Here is a 19,587-nt window from a genome sequence, read left to right as displayed (position 1 = left end):
TGGTCTGGGTTGGCTCACGTGCGGTGCAGTGAGTCGTACTGAACCGCGTGGCGCACCGGGGCGTTGGGGGCGCCGTAACCGTCGTAGCTGCCGCGGCGTTCCACCATTTCGAAGAACACGCTGCCCACGGTGGCGGTGTAGAAATGCAGGAATTCCCCGTCCGCGTCCCGGTCGAAGAGCAGGTTGAGTTCCTGCAGCGTGGCCAGGAATCCGGGTTCAAGGTCGAACCGGGCGTCCAGGTCCTCGTAGTAGTTGGCGGGGATCTGCAGGAACTCGAGGCCCTTGTCGCGCGCGGCGCGGGCCGTGGCCACGAGGTCGTCCACGGCGAAGGCGATGTGTTCCTGGTACGTTTTCTGGCCGTGCGCCTGCTGCACCGGGGCGAGGTTGAGCACCAGCCGCACCGCTCCGTTGGAGGTCTGCATGACCTGCGAGCGCACCAGGCCGCTGGGGCTGGGCACCTCGGCGAACGGCTGGGGCTCCAAGGCCAGGGCGCTGGTATAGAAGAGGACAGCCTCGTCGAAGTGCTGCCACGGCTGGGCGAGGTTGACGTGGTCAATCACGGCCCGGGCTCCCGCGGAGGGGTGTTCGAGGCCTTCGCCGAACTCGTGGGTCCAGGCGGCGGTGCCGTCCGGGCTGCCCTGGCAGAGGAAGATTTCGGTGGAGTCCGGGGCGGCGATGCCCTGGAAGACTTCCTCGTCCGCCTGGACCTTGCGGGCCACCACGGGGGCCTTGAGCTGCTGGGCCCGGGCCGAGGCAATCACGGGGGAATCGACGTCGAACCCCAGCGCGGCGATGGCGGGTTCGGCGTGCGAGGCCGCCTGTTCATTGATGATCACGCGGGCCTGGCCCATGCTCCAGAGCTGGACGTCCTTGGTGCGGTGCCGCCCCTCGAACGCGAAGCCGAGCTGGCCCAGGAGCTTCTCCAGCTGCGCGGTATCGTCAGCCTTGACCTCGGCGAAGTTGAACCCGGCCGGTTCGTTGACCTTGGGTAGGGTGGCCAGTTCCATGGGATAACGACGGCGGGGCGCGGCTCCGTTGCTTGGTGCGCCTTCGGTGCCGGCCGCGGGGGCGTCCGCGAGCCACTTGGCGCTCTGTTCCTCCAGCCAGATGAGTGACCGCATGGCATCGACGGCTGTGCGGTCCACGTCGGACTGCCGGAAGACGTCGTTGAAGACCTCCAGGGAAACCGGGCCGGTGTACCCGGCACGGACCACGTGGCCCATGAACTTTGCCAGCTCGAACTGGCCTTCGCCGGGGAAGACCCGGTAGTGGCGGCTCCAGGACAGCACGTCCATGGAGAGTTTGGGGGCGTCCGCCACCTGGACGAAAAAGATCTTGTCCGGGTTGAAGGCTTCGATGTGGGAGGTGTCCCAGTCCCGGGAAAGGATGTGGAAGGAGTCCAGGCAGGTCCCCAGGTTGGGATGGTCCACGGTCTCCACCAGCCGGTAGGCGTGCTCGTAGTCGTTGACGTACTTGCCCCAGGCGAGTGCCTCGTATGCCACCTTGACGCCGTGGTCCCCGGCCAGCTGTGCCAACTCGGCGAGCTGTTCGGCACGCAGGCCGTCGTCGTCGATGGTGGCCGTGGCAACGTTGGAGCACACCAGGATGGTGTCCATGCCCAGGCGGGACATGAGCTTGAACTTCGCCTCGGCGCGCCGGAGGTTGGCCTTGAGCAGGTCCGGGGTGACGCCGTCGAAGTCCCGGAACGGCTGGTAGAGGTCCAGGCCGAGGCCAAGGTCGGCCGCCATTTTCCGCACGTCCTCCGGGCTGAGGGGCGACGTGACCAGGTCCTGCTCAAAAATCTCGATGCCGTCGAACCCGGCGATCGCGCAGGCCTGCATCTTTTCCTTCAGCGTCCCGGACAGGCAGACCGTGGCGATTCCCGTACGCATCAGGCCGCCACCTCCTCGGCGGCTACAAGCTCCAGGAAGTGTGCCCGCATCCGGTCCGGGTCCGCGTCCTGGCCGGTGAAGATCCGGAAGGCATCCGCTGCCTGTCCCACGGCCATCCGGCCGCCGTCCAGGACCTCGCAGCCCTTGGCGCGGGCCCCACGGACCAGTTCGGTCTCGATGGGACGGTAGACGATGTCCGCCACCCAGTGGCGTTGCTCCAGCAGGCCCAGGTCCAGCGGGAGGCCTGGGTGGGCGGCCATTCCCACGGGGGTGCAGTGCACCAGCCCGTCGGCCAGCGGCATCAGCCGCGGCAGGTCCGCCGGCGTGCCTGACGTGATGGTGCTGTCCGGGAAGAAGCCCTGCAGCTCGGCGGCCCGGGCAGCTGCCCGAGCAGGGTCCATGTCCACGAGGTCAAGGGTCCGCACGCCGGCGGTGAGCAGGGCATAGGCGACGGCGGATCCGGCGCCGCCGGCGCCCAGCTGCACGACGCGGTCCAGGCGGGCTCCGGGGAGGCCGGATGCCAGGGCGGCGGCGAAACCGGAGAAATCGGTGTTGTGCCCGATGAAGCGGCCGTCCCGGATGACCACGGTGTTGACGGCACCCAGGCGGCGGGCGTCCGGGGAGACCTCATCCAGGTGTTCCAGGACGAGCTGCTTGCACGGGTGGGTGATGTTCAGGCCGTTGAAGCCCAGGGTGCGTGCGCTCTGCAGGATGGTGCCGACGGATTCGCCGGACAAGCCCAGATCGAGGAGGTCAATGGGCCGGTAGAGGTAGCGCAGGCCCTGCACGTCCCCTTCGCGTTCATGCATGGGAGGGGTGAGTGATGGCGTGACGCCGTCTCCGACCAGTCCCACGAGGTAGGACTCAGTTCGATGACTCATCCGTGCAGCTCCTTTGGTAACGGCACCGGAGAGCTGCCTCCACGCGGGGAGCGGCTTGTCCGGTGACAGGGATTACAGTACAGCAGTTGTTCACCTTGCGCACTTTAGTTCGATATACGAACATTTTGATGGCTTGCAGGGTTGGGTGGCGCGGCTCGAGGCGGTCAGCCGCGCTGGGGCAGGCGGTCAGCCAGCTCTGCGGCCGCCTCCTGCAGGACGGGAACGTGCGCCTCCAGCTCTTCAAGGCTGAGGCGGAACACGGGGACTGCCGTGGCCAATGAGGCGAAGGCGTGCCCTTGGCTGTTGAGCAGCGGGACGGCCACGGCGCGCATGCCGGCCTCATTCTCTTCGTCCATGACCGCGTAGCCGCGGCGGCGCACTTCGTCGATTTCCCTGCGGAAGGCATCGCGGTCCGTGATGGAACGTTCGGTGAGGGCTTCCAGCGGAAGCTCCAAGAGCAGCCGCTCGCGTTCCGCATCGTCGGCGAAAGCCACCAGGGCCTTCCCCACGGCAGTGGTGGAAAGTGAGCCCAGGTGGCCGGGGTCGCTGGTGACCCGGAAGATCTGCGGGCCGTCCACCTTGCTGACCGTCAGGTGGTGGAGGCCGTCGCGGACACTGAGGATGGTGGCCTCCCCCGTCCGCTCGGTCACCCGCCGCAGGATGGGCAGGGCGGTGCCGGCGAAGCCGTGATGGTTGGAGACCCGCTGGCCGAGCTGGAAGATCCGCAAGCCCAGGTGGTAGCGGCGGCCCTCCGGCTCATAATCAACGAAACCGTCGCGCGCCAGCGACCCCAGCAGCCTGTACGTTGTGCTGAACGGCAGCTCCGCGCGCCGCGAGATTTCGGCGGCGCTTGCACCGCGGGGTTCATCCCCCAGGAGGACCAGCAGGCTGAGGGCCTTGCCCACCATGTCCGGGCGCTCGGCCGCCTTGGTGGCGGCCTTGGGTTCGGGAGGCAGGGCATTGACGGGCGCTTGGCCGGGGACAGTCGGGCCGGGAACAGTGGATTCGTCGTCGGCCACTGTGGCTTGGTTCACACTCATGTTTCGATGTTGCCACAATGTGAGAGCTATTTCTAGATCGTGAGTATTTTCTTGACAAGTGACTGCGCTCACAGTCATAGTTTCTGTATCGCAAAAGTAGCTCTCACCATCTGGCTACGAATTGCCGGGTCTTTCCGGACTCCAGCCGCATCGCGCCGCCCGCACCCAGGCAGCGGCGGCTGCGACCACCAGATCCATCCGCGACAATGTCGTCACACCAAAGGAACACCATGAGCCAGACACTTCCGTCCGCCGGGGCGGGTGCCCTCACCTCCGGCGGGACGCCCAAGAAGGCAGCCCTTGCCAGCTTCCTCGGCAGCGCCGTCGAGTATTACGACTTCTTCATCTTCGGCTCCGCAGCCGCACTGATCTTTCCCAAGGTCTTCTTCCCCGACGCCGACACGAATGCCGCGATCATGTCCTTTGCGACCTTCGGCTTCGCCTACGTGGCCCGGCCGGTGGGCGCCATCATCCTGGGCCACTTCGGCGACCGCGTGGGCCGCCGCAAGGTACTGATGTTTACGCTGTTGCTGATGGGCGCCTCCACCTTCGTGATCGGCTGCCTGCCGGACTTCAAGACCGTCGGCTGGTGGGCTCCCGTCCTCCTGGTGCTCGCCCGCCTCTGCCAGGGCCTCTCGGCCGCAGGCGAGCAAGCCGGCGCCTCCTCCATGACGCTCGAGCACGCCCCGGACAACCGCCGCTCCTTCTTTACCTCATGGACCCTTACCGGCACCCAAGGCGGCCAAATCCTCGCCGCACTCGTCTTTATCCCCGTCCTGGCCCTGCCGGACGAGATCAAGTTCGGCATCGGCTGGCGCATCCCGTTCTGGCTCAGCGCCGTCGTGGTGGTTGTGGCGTTCCTGATCCGGCGCACCCTGCACGAACCGCCCGCCTTCGAAGAAGCCCGCAAGACCGCCCAGATCGCCAAGCTGCCCGTCGCCGACCTGCTCAAGGGCCACTGGCGCGACGTCCTCCGCGTCATCTGCTGCGCGTTCATCGCCGCCGTGTCCACAGTGTTCGGCACGCTTGCCATCAGCTACGCCAAGACCGTGGCCGGCGTCGACGGCACCACCACCCTGTGGCTCGTGGTGGGTGCAAACCTGGTGGCCCTGGGCACGCAGCCGCTCTTCGGGATGCTGGCGGACAAGATCGGCCGCAAGCCCGTCTTCATCTACGGCGCCGTGGCCAGCGCGATCCTCACGCCGGTGTTCCTGCTCAGCCTGGAGTCCGGCAGCATCCCCTTGATGTTCCTGGCCGCCATTGGCTACTTCTCCGGAGGCTACGCGGCAGCCAACGCCGTCTGGCCATCCTTCTACGCCGAGATGTTCAGCACCAAAGTCCGCTTCTCCGGCCTGGCCATCGGCACGCAGCTCGGCTTCCTGATGGCAGGCTTCGCCCCCGCCATCGTTGCGGCCATGGGCGGCATCCAGCCCGGCGGCTGGGTTCAGATCTCCGTCTTCACCGGCATCATCTGCGCCATCGCCGCCGTCTCGGCCCTGACTGCCAGGGAGTCCTTCCGCACCCCGACCAGGCTGCTGGGCGTGAAATAGGCGCCGAAAGCGTCACACCAGCCCGGTTTTAGAGCCGGAAAGCCCGCCATTCCCCCAAATGGCGGGCTTTCCTTTGATAAAGGTGGGCTGCTTCCGCAGCAGTCTGCTACGGCCGGCCGGTCTCCAGCACCGAAGCGAGGTCGAAGTTCACCGGCTCCTCGAGCTGGGCGTAGGTACAGGATTCCGGGTCCCGGTCCGTGCGCCAGCGATTGAACTGCGCGGTGTGCCGGAACCTCTCGCCCTCCATGTGGTCGTAGCGGACTTCCACCACGAGCTCGGGCCGCAGGGGAATGAAGGACAGGTCCTTGCCGGCGCTCCAGCGGCTGCCCTCGGCGTTCCGCGGCGTCCGCTCACCCTCCTCCTGCTTGGCCCAGGCCCACGGGTGGTGGTCGAAGTCCGTCACCAGCGGCTGGAGCTCGTTGAACAATTCCTTGCGCCGCTTCATCGGGAAGGCGCCGATCACGCCCACGCTGGCCAGGCCGCCGTCGTCCTTGTACAAGCCCAGCAGCAGGGAACCGATGGCGTCGGGCCCGCTCTTGTGGAGCCGGTAGCCGGCCACCACGCAGTCAGCGGTCCGTTCGTGCTTGACCTTGAACATCACGCGCTTGTCAGGTTCGTAGCGGCCCTCCAGCCGCTTGGCCACGATACCGTCCAGGCCCGCCCCCTCGAACTGCTCAAACCACTGCGCGGCGGTGTCCTTGTCCGTAGTGGCTGCCGTCAGGTGGACGGGCGCGCTGCTGCCCGCGAGCGCCTTCTCGAGGGCTGCCCGCCGCTCCGAGAACGGCCGGCCGGTGTAGTCGTCATCGCCCAGGGCCAGGAGGTCGAAGGCCACGAAGGAGGCAGGTGTCTGCTGGGCCAGCAGCTTCACCCGGCTGGCGGCGGGGTGGATGCGCTGCTGCAGGGTATCGAAATCGAGCCGGTCTCCGGAGGCGCCCACCAGGATGATCTCGCCGTCCACCACGCAGCGGGGCGGCAGGTTCTCCTTCAGGGCGGCCACCAGTTCCGGGAAGTACCGGGTCATGGGTTTCTCATTGCGGCTGCCGATCTCCAGGTCGTCCCCATCCCTGAAGATGATGGACCGGAAGCCGTCCCATTTGGGCTCGTAGCTGAGGTCCCCGCCGCCTGGAATGCCATCGATGCCGCTGACGGCCTTGGCGAGCATGGGCGGGACGGGCGGCATCACGGGAAGTTCCATAGCGCCCATTCTTGCCCGGCCGCACCCCTCGACGGTAGGGCGGCACGGTTTCAGGCGGCCAAAAGCCAGACGATCAGCACCAGCACCGGCGCCGCGGCGGCAGTGGACAGCAGGATGGTTTCCCGTGCCACGGCCACGCCCCGGCCGTACTTGCTGGCAAACAGGAACACGTTCTGCGCCGAAGGAAGTGCCGCCATGAGCACCACGCCCAGAAGCATGTGATGGTCAAGGTTGAACAGAAAGCGTCCGACGACGAAGGCCACCACGGGCATCACTGCTGACTTCAGTGCCGTGGCAGTAAGGATTTCGGGGGTGTGGCCGGCACTTCGAAGCATGGTGGTTCCGCGCAGGGACATCCCGAATGCCAGCAGCACCACCGGGACGGCCGCCCCGCCCAGGAGCGTCAGCGGGGCCATCACCGGGGCCGGGAGCTCCACGTGCAACGCGGCCAGGACCACGCCCAGGAGCGAGGCGATGATCATGGGGTTCCGGAAGGGCTGGGTGAGCATCAGCCGGGGAGAGAACCGTCCCGCGGCGGAGAGGTCCAGCAGGGTGAGGACCAGCGGGGCGAACAGGAGCAGCTGGACCAGGAGCACGGGGGCCACAGGTGTGGCGTCCCCCAAGGCGTAGAGCGTGATGGGGATGCCAATGTTGTTGGCGTTGACATAGGACCCCGCCATCGCGCCGACGGCCGTCTCCGCAAGCGGCCGCGGAAACCAGATCCGGCTGGCTGCCACATACAGCAACGCGGTGGCGGCGGCCGTGATCACGGCCAGCGGTACGTAGGCGGAGAAGACCACTGACAGATCCGATTTCAACACCACCGTGAAGAGCAGCACCGGGTTGGTGATAAAGAAGGCGGTCCGGGTCAGTGCCATGATGGTGGGTTCGTCGCCCAGGCCGCAGCGCGCAGCAAGGTAGCCCACGGCGATGACGACGCCGATCACGGCGAGGCCGATGAGCACTCCGCCCATAGGAGGTACTTCCTTCCGGTCCCGCGACTGATGCCCGGTTCGGGACAAGTGGGACTACAAGTATCCAACTTATCGAACAAGTGGCCTTCGGTCGGCAGGCGTCCACGACGTGGGCTGCCGCACGCCGCGGACCGGCGGGTGTGAAAAAATCAACCATGCGCGCCATGCAACATTCCAGCAAACTCCAGAACGTCCGGTACGAACTCCGGGGACCGATCCTGCAGGCGGCCAAGAACATGGAGGCCGAGGGCCACCGGATCCTCAAGATGAACCTTGGGGACACCGCACCTTTCGGGCTGGAAGCGCCGGAGTCCGTGGTGGTGGACATGATCCACCACCTCCGCGGCGCCCAGGGCTACAGCGATTCCAAGGGTATCTTCACGGCGCGGACCGCCATCTCGCAGTATTACCAGACCCGGGGCCTGATGAATATCGGCGTCGAGGACATCGTGATCGGCAACGGCGTCAGCGAACTGATCAACATGTGCCTGCAGGCGTTCCTGGAAAACGGCGACGAAATCCTGGTCCCGGCACCGGATTATCCGCTGTGGACGGCCGCCGTGACCCTGACCGGCGGCAAGCCGGTGCACTACCTCTGCGACGAAGCGGAGAACTGGTGGCCGGACATGGCCGATGTGGAAGCGAAGATCACTGCCCGCACCAAGGGCATCGTGATCATCAACCCGAACAACCCCACCGGCGCCGTCTACCCGCGCCACATCCTGGAGCAGTTCGCGGCATTGGCCCGGAAGCACAACCTGGTCCTGTTCTCTGACGAGATCTACGAAAAAGTGCTGTACGCGGATGCCCAGCACATCCATACCGCGGCGGTTGCCGAGGACATCTGCTGCCTGACGTTCAGCGGGCTGTCCAAGGCGTACCGGATGCCCGGCTACCGGGCCGGCTGGGTGGCCGTCACCGGGCCGCTGGCCGCTACCGCCGGTTACCGCGAAGCCCTGGAACTGCTCGCGTCGCTGCGCCTGTGTGCCAACGTACCCGCCCAACACGCCATCCAGACCTGCCTGGGCGGCTACCAGAGCATCGAGGCCCTGGTGAAGCCGGGCGGCCGGCTGCGGGAACAGCGCGACCTCGCCCACAAGCTGCTCACGGCCATCCCCGGCGTCACCTGCGTGCCGGCGTCGGGCGCCATGTATCTCTTTCCCCGCCTGGATCCGGAGCTCTACCCCATTAAGAGCGACGAACAGTTCGTCCTGGACCTGCTCCGGGACCAAAAGATCCTGGTCTCCCACGGCTCGGCCTTCAACTGGCCCGCACCGGACCACTTCCGCTTCGTGATCCTCCCCTCGGTGCTGGACATCGAGGAAGCGGTCCGCCGGATATCCAGCTTCCTGGCCGCCTACCGGGGCGGAACAGCGGCATGAAACCGCCGCGGCGCGAAGAACTAACCGCGCCCTAACCGCGAGGAAACCGGCACGCAACAATCCGCGCCCACACTGGTTAACGCAGGCAAGAGCCGGCACCAGCTCCAGCCAGGAGGCCCCGCGATGTTGAAGAAGGCGACCACGCATGTAACCAGAGTCCGCGCACTGGACCAGCTCCACCGCGGTGATGAAATCGAAGCCCGCCTCTCGGTGGGGCCCTCCTACGACGACGTGGTGATCCGCCGCGGCAGTGTCCAGGAAACCGCCCCCGGGATCGGCGTGGTCTGGATCCTGGACCGGATCACGGGGGTCCGGAAAGCCATCAATACGGACGAATGCAGCGTGTGGCGCGTGGCCTAGGCACCGGACGTTTGGCGGCGGGCGCAGTCAGTCAGGACTGCCCGCCGCCAGGCCGACCGGGCACTGCCGTTCAGCCGCCCGCCACCGACTGGATCACCAGGACCTCCTGGCCCGGCGCGACTTCAGTGTCCAGGCCCTGCTGCCGCCGCACCTCGTCGCCACCCACGTAGATGTTGACGAACCGCCGCAGCGCGCCGGTTTCGTCGCGGAGCCGCCGGCCCAGGATGGCGTAGTCGGCGGCCACCGAGTCAAGGAGTTTTCCCACCGTCACCGGCCCGTCGGCGGGTGCAGTCAGCACGGACTGCCCGCCGGCCAAGGGCTGCAGGACGCTGGGAAGCACCAACGAAATGTCAGGCACCGGCCACCACTGCCGCCCGCACACACAGGACGTCCGGCAGGTGGGTGGCCACTTCCGTGAACGTTCCGCCCTCATCCGCACTCGCGTAAACGGTCCCTCCCCGGGTGCCGAAGTACACCCCCGCCGGCTCGGCCGTGTCCACCGACGCCGCATCCCGGAGCACGCTGTTGTATTCCTTGTCCGGCAGGCCGGCATCGAGCCTCGTCCAGGTGTCCCCGGCATCGTCCGTCCGGTGCACGGCGAGCTGGCCCCCGGGCGGGATGCGTTCGCCGTCGGCCTTCAGCGGAACCACCCATGCCGTCCCCGCCCTGCGCGGGTGGGCCAGCATGACGAAGCCGAAATCGGCCGGCAGGCCCTCGGCGATGGAGTCCCAGCTCTCGGCATTGTTGTCCGTCCGGTAGACCCCGTGATGGTTTTGCGCGTAGAGGCGCCCGTCCACCACCGCGTCCGCCGCGATCTTGTGCACGCACTGGCCAAACTCGGGGTTGGGATCCGGCATGAAGTACGCGGAGATTCCCTTGTTGCGCGCTTCCCACGACGTGCCACCGTCGAGCGAGCGGTAAACGCCGCCGGTGCTCATGGCCACGTGGACGGTGTCCCCTCCGGGGTGGACCACGATCGAGTGCGCCGCCGCCCCGCCATAGCCGGCTCCCCATTCGCTGCGGTGGGGGTGGTCCCACAAACCCCGGTTCAGCTCGAAGTGCTCGCCGCCGTCCGTGGACTTCCACACCGAGATGGGTTCGGCTCCTGCCCACACCACACCGGGGCGTGACTCCGCGTCCGGATAGATCTGCCAGACGCGCTCCAAGGCCGCGCCCGTGTCCTCCGGGAACCTGATGGCCCCGTGCTCCGGCTCGGTCCAGGTGGCGCCGAGGTCATCGGAGTGCGCCACCGTGGGACCCCAGTGCGGGCTGCTGACTCCCACCATGATCCTGGTGCGGCCCTCCCTGGTGTCGATCCCGATGCTGGGGATTTCTGCCATCAGGAAATGGGGCCCGGTGAAAGACCACTCCTGCCGGTCCTGGCTTGTGGCCAGCCAGAGTCCCTTTTTAGTGCCGATCGCCAGGAGGAATGTTTGCGCCGTTGCCATGCGCACCATGCAACCACCCGAGGGATCAGCGCGCAATGGTTTCCAAGGTCCCGCAGGCGTTCAGTCCACGAACTCCGATTGGGTCTGGATAAAGTCCCAGTCGGCGGCGTTAAGGACGGCCGCCGGATTACCGGGGTGGGGTCCGCCGGCCTCCGCAATGCCCTGGAGTACCGGAAGCGGCAACTCCTCCGCATAGAGGTTTTCCCGGAGCCACTCTTTGCTTGCAAGGTCCAGGTCCAGCCACCACATGAAGATTTCCATGTTCACCTCCCTGCGTCACTTAAAACGTTAGGCGGGGCGCAGGTGGCGGACAAGGCTTTGCAGCGGAAGCAGGTGGGCCGTGCGGCTTTTAGGGTACCCGCAAGTAACCTGGCCGCCCCGGCCGCAGAAAAGACGAGTAGCCGCTACTCGCGACTGCCTTCGGGGGCGCCCCTAGCCTGAAAACTCACGCAAGCTGACCGTGCTGCTGGGGCCATTGGCGCCACCGCTGCCTTTCCCCACCATGGTCCGTTTCACACATATATATGGGGAGAAAAGATGAAACGCACCTTAGCCACACTGGGGGTGATGGGGCTGGGCCTGCTCAGCGTCACAGCACCCGCCATGGCGGCCTCCGACCAGGTGGTGGTCTGCCATCAGGGAAGCGGCGGCCTGACGCCGTTGTCGTTCAACGTCAACGGGATTGGCGGTCACGACCAGCATGCACAAGACATCATCCCGCCAACGCCCAAACTTCCACAGGGAAAGAACTGGACCAACGCAGGAAAGATCCTCTACGTCGCCAATTGCGCGCCGCTGCCCCCGGGCGAGGTCATCGATCCTCCCGTCGTCGTCGATCCTCCCGTGGTGACCCCGCCAGTCGTGACACCGCCGGTCGTGACACCGCCGGTCGTCGTCGATCCCCCCGTGGTCACACCGCCGGCCGTCGATCCGCCCGTCGTCGTCGCTCAGCCCGTGGTGCAGCCGCCGGCCGCGGCTCCGGTGGTCAACCCGCCGGCCCCGGTCGTCGCTGCGGCCGCGCCGGCCCAGCCCGCTGCCGCCCAGCAGGTTGCCGCGTCCCCGCAGGCCGCAGCCCAGGCCGCTCCGGTGGCAGCCCCAGTCAGCGTGGGAACCAACCAGGGCTTCAACGCCCAGACGGCGGTTGACGCCCGGGACGGCGGCCCGGCATGGCTTGCCGGCGTGGGGGCACTGGCGGCCGCAGGAGCTGCGGTGGCAGTACGCCGCCGGTCCCGCTCCGTGAACAGCGCCGGCTAGCCGGGACAGGCCGCTCGCAGCGGCCCCGCGACAAGGAAGGCGTCCTGCCAGTGCCCGGCAGGACGCCTTCCTTCCACCACCGAACAACGCAGGAGGAGTGCCATGCCACAGGAACGGAGCCGGCATGCTGCCCGGGCCAGGCGGCCGTGGCGGCGCGTGAACCGGGGCGACCTGGCCATCCTCTCCTGCGGCGTGGTGGCCTTCCTGTCGTTCACCTTTGGCAGTCCGTTGTTCCCCCAAGGACACGCGGCGTCCCACACCGGCTCCGCGGTCACGGTCCCCATGACGCCAGGCGCCGTTCCGTCCGGCAGTGCGGCCGCCCCGATGGCGTCAACAGGCACGCCGGATGCCACGTCCGCCCCTGTCCAGGCGTCACCGGCCGCAATCCCGGGCTCGGCGGCCCCGGCAGGACCCCAGCTTCCGGCTGCGGCGCAACCCGTCCACATCCGCTACCCCTCCGCTGACTTCGATGTGGCCATCCATCCCCTGGACCTCGATGGCGCCGCCCAGTCCAGCCGGACCATCGAGCCGCCTGCCACCAAGGACGGCTACTGGCTGACACCGTTCGGAGTCCCGGGCAAAGGCTCCGGCAACACCACCTACGTGATCGGCCACAGCTGGGAGGGCGCGGACGCCCCCTTCAACCACCTCAGTTCAACGGCGGCCGTGGGCGACCGCTTTGAGGTGGAAACCGCTGCCGGCACCATCACCTACAAGGTGGACAGTGTCACCACCTACGTGAAGTCCACCCTGAAGGACAGCCCGGTCTGGGACATGGTGCCCAACCGGCTGGTCCTGATCAGTTGCTACACGGAAGATCCGTGGGGCAAGAATGTTGTGGTCACTGCCTACCCGGCAGCGGCCTAGCGCCGAAACCGGCAACAGCGCAGGGCGAACGGCTCCATGCGACAGGCCGAAGGTACCTGTTGACGCCGGACCCCGCGGGCGGACAATGGGCAGCATGACGTGGGAATACGCTGACGGTGCACCGCTGCTGGTGGGCGTTACGCCCGGACAGCACCCCGAGGTCCTCCAGACCGCCGCCAACCTTTCAGCCCGACTGGCCGCGCCCCTGGTATGCGCTTACGTGGATGAGGCCAGCTACCTGGTCGAGTGGGACCCTGCCCGATCCGCCCACCGCCTCTCCCTGCACCCGGACGACGACAGCGACATCCGCGGCGTTGCAACCGAACTGAAGGCCCTGATCCGTGCTGCCGTGGACAAAGCGGCGTCCGGCGGCGGCGCGCCGGAGTGGTCGCTCCGCACGCTTGCCGGGGATCCGGCCCGCGCCCTGGGGCAGCTCGCCGCCGAACTGGACGCCCCGATGATCATCGTGGGAACCTCCGAGCGCGGCTTTTCGCACCGCCTTTCGGAGGCCCTCAGCGGCTCGGCGGGCACGTGGCTCAGCCATCACCAGAGCCGCCCCGTCCTGGTGGTCCCCTATCGGATGCCAGCCCATGAGGACGTACCGTGACCCGCGGATTCCAAAGGCAAACAGCCCGCCGGGTGACCGCCTAAAGTAAAGCGAAAGTAGTTATTCGCGTGGCTGGCGCGGTGCCCTACCAGCCAGTAAGCTGATTCAAGCAGGCCGGTTCCGCGGAAGTGGAAAGCGGGAAACTGCCCAAATGCTGCTCCGGAGTGCGTATCCCCCAATAACGCACTCCGGAGCTTTTTTGTGCCCTTTCAGCAGCCGGCCACGCAGGAATCCCTTCGGGGAGTAATACCCCCACGGGGTACTTGCCAGATACCCCCACGGGGTATAGTTTTGGGTACATGAACCCTACCGAAGAAGCTGCCGCGGCGGTGGATACTGCCCGCCCGGCAGGCGATGAAACGCCCCAGCACGGGTACACGGGGAACAAGGAGGCCTACCTTCGGCGCCTGAAGCGCATCGAAGGCCAGGTCCGGGGCATCGCCCGCATGGTGGATGAAGACAAGTACTGCATCGACATCCTGACCCAGGTTTCCGCCGTCACCAAGGCCCTGCATGCCGTCAGCCTGGGCCTGGTCGAGGAACACATCGGCCATTGCGTGGTGGGCGCTGCCTCGGAACCGGACCCCGCCGCGCGCGCCGAGGCGATCGACGCCAAGGTGAAGGAAGCCGCCGACGCCATCGGCCGCCTGCTTCGCTGACCACAGAACCCCACCCCGGCTACCGCCGGCCAGAAAGAAGGAGCACGCCATGAGCACCACCTCCCCCGCCATCACCACCATCAGTGTCTCGGGCATGACCTGCGGCCACTGCGTATCCGCGGTCAGCGAAGAAATCGAAGCCCTGGACGGGGTCCAAGCCGTGAAGGTGGACCTCAACGCCGGCGGCATCTCCACCGTGACCATCACGTCCAGCGGCGGCCTCTCGCCCCAGGACCTCGGGGAGGCCGTGGCTGAGGCCGGCTACCTGATGGTCGCCAACGAGGCCTGAAAAACCCCTCCCATACCGGAAAGCGGACATGAGCCACCAAGAACTGCTGCACCCGCCGGGCACCCGCGTGGTGGAACTGGACATCCAGGGGATGACGTGCGCCTCCTGCGTCAACCGGGTGGAAAAGAAACTCGGCAAGCTCGACGGCGTGGCAGCCGCGGTCAACCTCCCGCTGGAGCAGGCCTACGTGACGGCCCCGGACGGCATCACCGACGAGCAGCTGGTGGACACGGTCAACGCTGCAGGGTACACAGCGAGCGTCCGCGTGCCGCGCACGGCGGAACCCGGCGTCGAACACGCCGCCGCACAGCTTCGCCCCCGCCTCATCCTCGCCGCCGTCCTGACCGTTCCGGTCTTCCTGGTGAGCATGGTCCCGGCGTTCCAGTTCCCCAACTGGGGCTGGGCGGCGGCCCTGCTGTCGCTTCCCGTGGTTACCTGGGCGGCGTGGCCCTTCCACCGCGCGGCCGCAGTGAACGCCAGGCATCTGGCATCCACCATGGACACCCTGGTGTCGCTCGGCGTCGCCGCCGCCTACCTTTTCTCGGCCTGGCAGCTGGTGGCCGACCCCGGCATGACGGAGCACCCGGGCATGGAGGCCATGTCCGGCGGCCTGTACTTCGAGGTGGCGTCCGTGGTCACCACCTTCCTGCTCCTCGGCCGCTACTTGGAGGCCAACGCCAAGCACAAGGCCGGCGGCGCGCTCCAGGCCTTGCTGAACCTGGGCGCCAAGGACGCCACGGTCCTGCGCGGCGGACGCGAACAGCAGATCCCCGCGGACCACCTGCAGGTGGGCGACGTCCTGGTGGTCCGCCCGGGCGAGAAGATCGCCACCGACGGTGTGGTCATCGAGGGCGATTCCGCCGTGGACACGTCGCTGGTCACGGGCGAGTCCGTTCCCGTGGAGGTGGCCCCGGACAGCCGCGTAACCGGCGCCACCATCAACACTTCCGGGCGTCTGCTGGTCCGGGCAACCCGGGTGGGGTCTCAGACCACCCTGGCCCAGATGGCCCGCCTGGTATCCCAGGCCCAGACCGGCAAGGCACCTATTGCCCGCCTCGCGGACCGCATCAGCGCCGTCTTCGTTCCGGTGGTCTTGGCCATTGCCGCCCTCACGTTCGTGTTGTGGCTCCTGCTCGCCGGCCCGGACGCGGACGGCGGCCACCTTCGACAGGCCTTCACGGCGGCCGTCGCCGTGCTGGTGATTGCCTGCCCGTGCGCCCTGGGCCTGGCCACCCCGGTCGGCCTGCTGGCGGGCAGCGGCCGCGGAGCGCAGCTGGGCCTGTTGATCAAGGGCCCGCGGGTCCTGGAGGATACCCGCACCGTGGACACCATCCTGCTGGACAAGACCGGCACGGTTACCACCGGCGCCTTGGCCGTAGACGCCGTGCTGGCATTCCCCGGGTTCACCCGGGGTGGAATCCTCCGGCTCGCCGGCGCCGTCGAGGCCGCCTCCGAGCACCCGGTGGGCCGGGCCGTTGCGGCCGCGGCTTCCGCCCTGGATCCTGCAGGCACAACGGACGACGACGGCCTGCCGCCGGTGCAAGGGTTCAGTTCCGCCCCGGGCGGCGGGGTGTCCGGAACCGTGCAGGGCAGGTTTGTGTTGGCGGGGCGCAGCGGCTGGCTGGAGCAGAACGGCATCATCCTGGACCCCGCCCAGCAGGTAAACCTGATGGCCGCCGAGGAAAGCGGTGCCACGGCTGTTTGCGTCGCGGTGGACGGCATGCCGGCCGGAATCATCAGCCTCCGGGACACCGTCAAGGAAGGTTCCGCGGCCGCCGTCGCCCGGTTGAAGGCGCTGGGCCTGCGGCCCATCCTGCTGACCGGGGACAATGCCGCGGTCGCCGCCCGGGTGGCCGCCGCCGTCGGCATCGCCGCGGACGATGTCCACGCCGGCGTCCTGCCCGAAGGAAAGGTCGAAGCGGTGCGCAAACTCCAGGCCGGCGGTGCCACGGTGGCCATGGCCGGCGACGGCGTAAATGACGCCGCCGCCCTGGCGCAGGCGGATCTGGGGATTGCCATGGGGTCCGGAACCGACGTTGCCATCGAGGCCGCCGACCTGACCGTCATGGGCAGCGACCTGGCCCAAGTGGCGCAGGCCATCGAGCTGTCCCGGAAGACCCTGGCCACCATCAAGGCCAACCTGTTCTGGGCATTCTTCTACAACGCGGTGGGCATCCCGGTGGCGGCCTTCGGCCTGCTCAACCCTATGGTTGCCGGAGCCGCGATGGCCGCCAGCTCCGTCCTGGTGGTTGCCAACTCGCTGCGGTTGCGCAGCTTCGGAAAACCGGGGCAGTGAACCTCAGGCGGTACCGTACCGCACGGACGCGCGCGCCCTGGCCTTGGCCGCTTCGGCCTCACGGTCCTTCGGCGGCGCCTGCGTCACCAGGGCGTCGAGCAGGTGCTGCGTGATGTGCGCAATCTCGTGCACCGCATCGTCAAAGGCTTCCTGGTTGACCTTGGACGGTTTGGTGCTGCCGCTGATCTTGCGGACATACTGCAATGCGGCAGCATGGACTTCCTCCGACGTGGCGTGCGGTTCAAAGTTGTGAAGGGTTCGGATATTCCGGCACATACCGCCATGCTAGGCTCTTCGAACGCCTGGGATCGACCCCTTTTTTTACCGGATCCAGCCACGGCGCCATGGGGAGGCCTGCATGGGCAGGGCTGCCCATCGACACCGTTTTACGGACCGGGGTAGGTTTTAGGCAATGGATCTTCCGGATGAGCCGGGGGGCCGCTGGGGATGCCGACCAGGTTCGGATCCACGTTCTAACAAGGAGAAACTGATGGCTATTTGGGGTGCAGACGTTGAGCAGCTTCGCCAGCTCGGCAGCAAGCTTCAGGCAGGGGCGTCCGAGATCGAGACGCAGAAATCCACACTTACCAAACTTCTGCACGGGACCGACTGGAAGGGCCCGGACGCGGACAAGTTCAAGAGCGAATGGGATGGCCAGCACTCCACGCTGCTGACCAAGGTTGCCGAGGCCTTGAAAGAGGCCGGCAGCAAGGCCAAGCGAAATGCTGAGCAGCAGAGCCAGGCCTCGAACGGCTAATGCCTTGGGCGGCACGATGTGCCGCCCGGACGGCCCGGGCACCGCAAGGTGCCCGGGCCGTTGTCCTTTAAGGCATGGGTTCCCCTGGACGGCAGCGGCTACGGCACGGGTTCGACGTCGTTCGCGTGCTCCAGGGCCGACGCCGGCATGGGAGCCCCGGGCGCTTCCCCGTCCGCGGCCGCGGCGCGGAGCTCGTCGAGCCGCACCAGGATGACGCCGCCGACGATCAGCACGCCGCCCAGCAGCTGGATGGCGCCCGGCAGCTCGCCCAGCAGCAGCCACGCCCAGACGACGGCGAACAGCACCTCGGTCAGCGACACGAAAGATGCCACTTTGGAGCCCAGGGCCCGGGCCGCCATGATGCCTGAGGTGTAGGCCAGGACAGTGGCCAGCACCACCAAACCCGCCAGCGGCCCCCACCATGGCATGGTCCAGGGGCCCAGGCGGGTGTCCGCCGTGCTGAATGCCATGGGGAGCACGCCCGTGGCACCCGCCAGCCACATGACGGCTGCACCCACCAGGAGTCCGCCCGAGGCCAGGACGATGGGCGGCAGGGTGTCGTTGTCCTTTGCGGTGATGAAGAAGTAGATGGCCAGGCAGACGGCGGCCGCCATGCCCCACAGGACGCCTGCCAGATCAACCTTGACGGCGCCGGTGAGGTCAAGGACCAGTATCAGCCCGGCCAGGGAGAGCAGCGTCCCGACGGAGGTCAGCACCCGGGGGCGCCGCCGGCTTGCGGCCCAGAGCCATAGGACGATGATCACCGGGGCAAGGTATTCGAGCAGCAGCGCAACCCCGACGGACAGCCGGGCCACGGCGTTGAAGTAGAACAGCTGGCAGGCCGCAACCCCGATCAGCCCGAACAGCCCAATGGTGAGCCAGTTGTCCCGCAACTGGTGCCAGCGGCCCTTCAGCGCGGAGACTGCCGGCAGGGCGAGGATCAGCGCGGCGCCCGTCAGCCGGGCGGTGACGGCCGCCCCGGGGGACCAGCCTGTTTCGAGGAGCGCTTTGGCAAAGGACCCGGACAGGCCGAAGACAGCGGAGGAAAAAAGCGCGATGCCAAGCCCGGAGGCGAGGAAGCCGGGCCGCCTGAAGGGCGCTTGGGGGTGAGTGTGGTTCGTGGCGGCAGGCACCGTCGCCTCCTGTCAGGAGTAAAGTGGGGTAATGGTCATGACAGTACGCTTCCGCACTGTAAGGAGTCAACATGGTTTTCGCCCCTGACACGGAGGTGGCCCTCCGCACGGTGGTGAACCTCATCAATACGGCCGCGAATGGCAGGGAAGGGTTGGCCTCGGTCGGGGACCTGGACAGCTTCCTGGCAGCTGAGGGCTTTTCCGGGGCGAGGACACGGGACGCCGCGGAATTGCAGAGCGTCCGGCAGTTGCGGGGCTTACTGGCAGGGGTGTGGACAGCGGGCGAGGACGCCGCCGTGGACACCGTCAACCGGCTGTTGCGGGACGCCAACGCCCTCCCGCAGCTGATGAAGCACGACGGTTGGGACTGGCACCTGCATGCCACGGCTCCCGAGGCCCCGCTGGCGGACAGGATGAGCACCGAGGCGGCCATGGCCTTGGCGGATGTGATCCGCAGCAAGGAAATGGACCGCCTGCGGACATGCGAATCGGAGGACTGCGATGCTGCCGCCCTGGACCTGAGCCGGAACCGCTCCAAGCGGTACTGCGATACCGGCAACTGCGCCAACCGTGCACACGTTGCCGCCTACCGTGCCAGGCAGGCAGCGGCGGGTTAGGCGTTCCGCCGCAGCGTGCCTATCCCTGGTGCCGGGTGCCGCCCGTGTCGTCCTCGGGGTCCTGGCTGGTGGGCGTACCGAAACCATGGCCGGGCTTGGGCGCGGAACTGAGGTTCACGCCGGATCCCTTGCCGAGGTGTTCGGCGTTTTCCTTGTAGCTCATGGACAACATGGCGGCCACCACCAGGGTGACGATGAAGGCGATGCCGGCTGCGGTGAAGGCGAGATCGAAGCGGGGCGCGCGCGCACTGCCGCCGGAAGCGAAGATCAGCACGGCAACGAAAGCGACGACGGCCCAGAACGCCGAGAACATCAGCGGCCCCTTCACCGAGGTCCGCAGCTTGCGCGGTTTTCCTGGATGCTGGTCAGCCACTGTGGTTCCTCCC

Annotated in this window: 22 protein-coding genes; 11 read left to right on the top strand and 11 right to left on the bottom strand. The window is 67.4% G+C overall.

What is annotated here, in order from left to right; all coding sequences use genetic code 11:
- Nucleotides 1-14 precede the first annotated feature (14 nt).
- The 3 genes from C563_RS0115055 to C563_RS0115045 all read right to left on the bottom strand — a co-directional run bounded on the left by C563_RS0115055 (nt 15) and on the right by C563_RS0115045 (nt 3,813).
- A complete protein-coding gene (locus C563_RS0115055) occupies nt 15-1,892 on the bottom strand; it encodes a bifunctional sugar phosphate isomerase/epimerase/4-hydroxyphenylpyruvate dioxygenase family protein (protein ID WP_018762898.1) in 1,878 nt (625 codons plus the stop codon).
- Nucleotides 1,892-2,773 (bottom strand): shikimate dehydrogenase, encoded by an 882-nt coding sequence (locus C563_RS0115050; protein WP_026264911.1) that lies wholly within the window; start codon nt 2,771-2,773, stop codon nt 1,892-1,894. The genes C563_RS0115055 and C563_RS0115050 overlap by 1 nt, the downstream gene beginning before the upstream one ends.
- Nucleotides 2,774-2,937: 164 nt before the next feature.
- The gene (locus tag C563_RS0115045) at nt 2,938-3,813 is read right to left on the bottom strand and encodes an IclR family transcriptional regulator (RefSeq protein WP_018762896.1); all 876 of its coding nucleotides are present in this window, start codon (nt 3,811-3,813) and stop codon (nt 2,938-2,940) included.
- Nucleotides 3,814-4,043: 230 nt separating this feature from the next.
- On the opposite strand from C563_RS0115045, the gene C563_RS0115040 reads away from it, so the two are divergent.
- Nucleotides 4,044-5,363 (top strand): MFS transporter, encoded by a 1,320-nt coding sequence (locus C563_RS0115040; RefSeq protein WP_018762895.1) that lies wholly within the window; start codon nt 4,044-4,046, stop codon nt 5,361-5,363.
- A gap of 106 nt (nt 5,364-5,469) precedes the next feature.
- Here the strand turns inward: C563_RS0115040 and C563_RS0115035 are convergent, their stop codons facing one another.
- Both C563_RS0115035 and C563_RS0115030 read right to left on the bottom strand, forming a co-directional pair.
- Nucleotides 5,470-6,558 carry an ATP-dependent DNA ligase gene (locus C563_RS0115035; protein ID WP_018762894.1) on the bottom strand — a complete coding sequence of 363 codons (1,089 nt, stop codon included), beginning with the start codon at nt 6,556-6,558 and terminating at the stop codon, nt 5,470-5,472.
- A 50-nt stretch (nt 6,559-6,608) separates the two neighbouring features.
- Nucleotides 6,609-7,532 (bottom strand): AEC family transporter, encoded by a 924-nt coding sequence (locus C563_RS0115030; protein ID WP_018762893.1) that lies wholly within the window; start codon nt 7,530-7,532, stop codon nt 6,609-6,611.
- A gap of 155 nt (nt 7,533-7,687) precedes the next feature.
- Between C563_RS0115030 and C563_RS0115025 the strand changes: the two genes are divergently transcribed.
- Both C563_RS0115025 and C563_RS0115020 read left to right on the top strand, forming a co-directional pair.
- On the top strand, nt 7,688-8,914 hold the full coding sequence (locus C563_RS0115025; protein WP_018762892.1) for a pyridoxal phosphate-dependent aminotransferase: 1,227 nt from the start codon (nt 7,688-7,690) through the stop codon (nt 8,912-8,914).
- 123 nt (nt 8,915-9,037) lie between these two features.
- Nucleotides 9,038-9,274 carry a hypothetical protein gene (locus C563_RS0115020; protein WP_018762891.1) on the top strand — a complete coding sequence of 79 codons (237 nt, stop codon included), beginning with the start codon at nt 9,038-9,040 and terminating at the stop codon, nt 9,272-9,274.
- A gap of 70 nt (nt 9,275-9,344) precedes the next feature.
- Here the strand turns inward: C563_RS0115020 and C563_RS0115015 are convergent, their stop codons facing one another.
- The 3 genes from C563_RS0115015 to C563_RS0115005 are packed head-to-tail and all read right to left on the bottom strand — an operon-like array spanning nt 9,345 to nt 10,983.
- On the bottom strand, nt 9,345-9,632 hold the full coding sequence (locus C563_RS0115015) for a MoaD/ThiS family protein (RefSeq protein WP_026264908.1): 288 nt from the start codon (nt 9,630-9,632) through the stop codon (nt 9,345-9,347).
- Nucleotides 9,625-10,731: a WD40/YVTN/BNR-like repeat-containing protein gene (locus C563_RS0115010; protein WP_018762889.1), complete on the bottom strand. Its 1,107-nt coding sequence runs from the start codon at nt 10,729-10,731 to the stop codon at nt 9,625-9,627. Before C563_RS0115010 ends, C563_RS0115015 begins: the two co-directional genes overlap by 8 nt.
- A 51-nt stretch (nt 10,732-10,782) precedes the next feature.
- Entirely contained in the window at nt 10,783-10,983 is a 201-nt protein-coding gene (locus C563_RS0115005; protein WP_018762888.1) for a hypothetical protein, read from the bottom strand.
- A 276-nt stretch (nt 10,984-11,259) separates the two neighbouring features.
- On the opposite strand from C563_RS0115005, the gene C563_RS0115000 reads away from it, so the two are divergent.
- From C563_RS0115000 to C563_RS0114975, 6 genes are all read left to right on the top strand, one after another.
- Nucleotides 11,260-11,976: a hypothetical protein gene (locus C563_RS0115000; protein WP_155845195.1), complete on the top strand. Its 717-nt coding sequence runs from the start codon at nt 11,260-11,262 to the stop codon at nt 11,974-11,976.
- Between the two features lie 102 nt (nt 11,977-12,078).
- Entirely contained in the window at nt 12,079-12,843 is a 765-nt protein-coding gene (locus tag C563_RS0114995) for a class F sortase (RefSeq protein ID WP_018762886.1), read from the top strand.
- Between the two features lie 94 nt (nt 12,844-12,937).
- The gene (locus tag C563_RS0114990; RefSeq protein WP_026264907.1) at nt 12,938-13,450 is read left to right on the top strand and encodes a universal stress protein; all 513 of its coding nucleotides are present in this window, start codon (nt 12,938-12,940) and stop codon (nt 13,448-13,450) included.
- Nucleotides 13,451-13,749: 299 nt separating this feature from the next.
- A complete protein-coding gene (locus C563_RS0114985) occupies nt 13,750-14,109 on the top strand; it encodes a metal-sensitive transcriptional regulator (protein ID WP_018762884.1) in 360 nt (119 codons plus the stop codon).
- A 49-nt stretch (nt 14,110-14,158) separates the two neighbouring features.
- Nucleotides 14,159-14,398, top strand: a complete 240-nt coding sequence (locus C563_RS0114980) for a heavy-metal-associated domain-containing protein (protein WP_018762883.1) — start codon at nt 14,159-14,161, stop codon at nt 14,396-14,398.
- A gap of 28 nt (nt 14,399-14,426) precedes the next feature.
- Nucleotides 14,427-16,694 (top strand): heavy metal translocating P-type ATPase, encoded by a 2,268-nt coding sequence (locus C563_RS0114975; RefSeq protein ID WP_018762882.1) that lies wholly within the window; start codon nt 14,427-14,429, stop codon nt 16,692-16,694.
- Between the two features lie 3 nt (nt 16,695-16,697).
- On the opposite strand, the gene C563_RS0114970 is transcribed toward C563_RS0114975, so the two are convergent.
- On the bottom strand, nt 16,698-16,970 hold the full coding sequence (locus tag C563_RS0114970; protein WP_018762881.1) for a DUF2277 domain-containing protein: 273 nt from the start codon (nt 16,968-16,970) through the stop codon (nt 16,698-16,700).
- Nucleotides 16,971-17,184: 214 nt separating this feature from the next.
- Between C563_RS0114970 and C563_RS0114965 the strand changes: the two genes are divergently transcribed.
- A complete protein-coding gene (locus C563_RS0114965; protein WP_018762880.1) occupies nt 17,185-17,451 on the top strand; it encodes a WXG100 family type VII secretion target in 267 nt (88 codons plus the stop codon).
- Between the two features lie 98 nt (nt 17,452-17,549).
- Here C563_RS0114965 and C563_RS0114960 read toward each other — a convergent pair whose 3' ends face one another.
- Entirely contained in the window at nt 17,550-18,584 is a 1,035-nt protein-coding gene (locus tag C563_RS0114960) for an EamA family transporter (protein ID WP_018762879.1), read from the bottom strand.
- Nucleotides 18,585-18,655: 71 nt separating this feature from the next.
- Here C563_RS0114960 and C563_RS0114955 point away from each other — a divergent pair, with 71 nt between their 5' ends.
- Nucleotides 18,656-19,201 carry a CGNR zinc finger domain-containing protein gene (locus C563_RS0114955; protein ID WP_018762878.1) on the top strand — a complete coding sequence of 182 codons (546 nt, stop codon included), beginning with the start codon at nt 18,656-18,658 and terminating at the stop codon, nt 19,199-19,201.
- Nucleotides 19,202-19,220: 19 nt separating this feature from the next.
- Here the strand turns inward: C563_RS0114955 and C563_RS21440 are convergent, their stop codons facing one another.
- The gene (locus tag C563_RS21440) at nt 19,221-19,574 is read right to left on the bottom strand and encodes a hypothetical protein (protein ID WP_018762877.1); all 354 of its coding nucleotides are present in this window, start codon (nt 19,572-19,574) and stop codon (nt 19,221-19,223) included.
- Nucleotides 19,575-19,587 lie beyond the last annotated feature (13 nt).

The sequence above is a fragment of the Arthrobacter sp. 135MFCol5.1 genome (genome assembly GCF_000374865.1).
GTDB lineage: Bacteria > Actinomycetota > Actinomycetes > Actinomycetales > Micrococcaceae > Arthrobacter.
The sequence above is the reverse complement of the archived record's forward strand: the minus strand, read 5'-3'. Positions and strand labels throughout refer to the sequence as shown.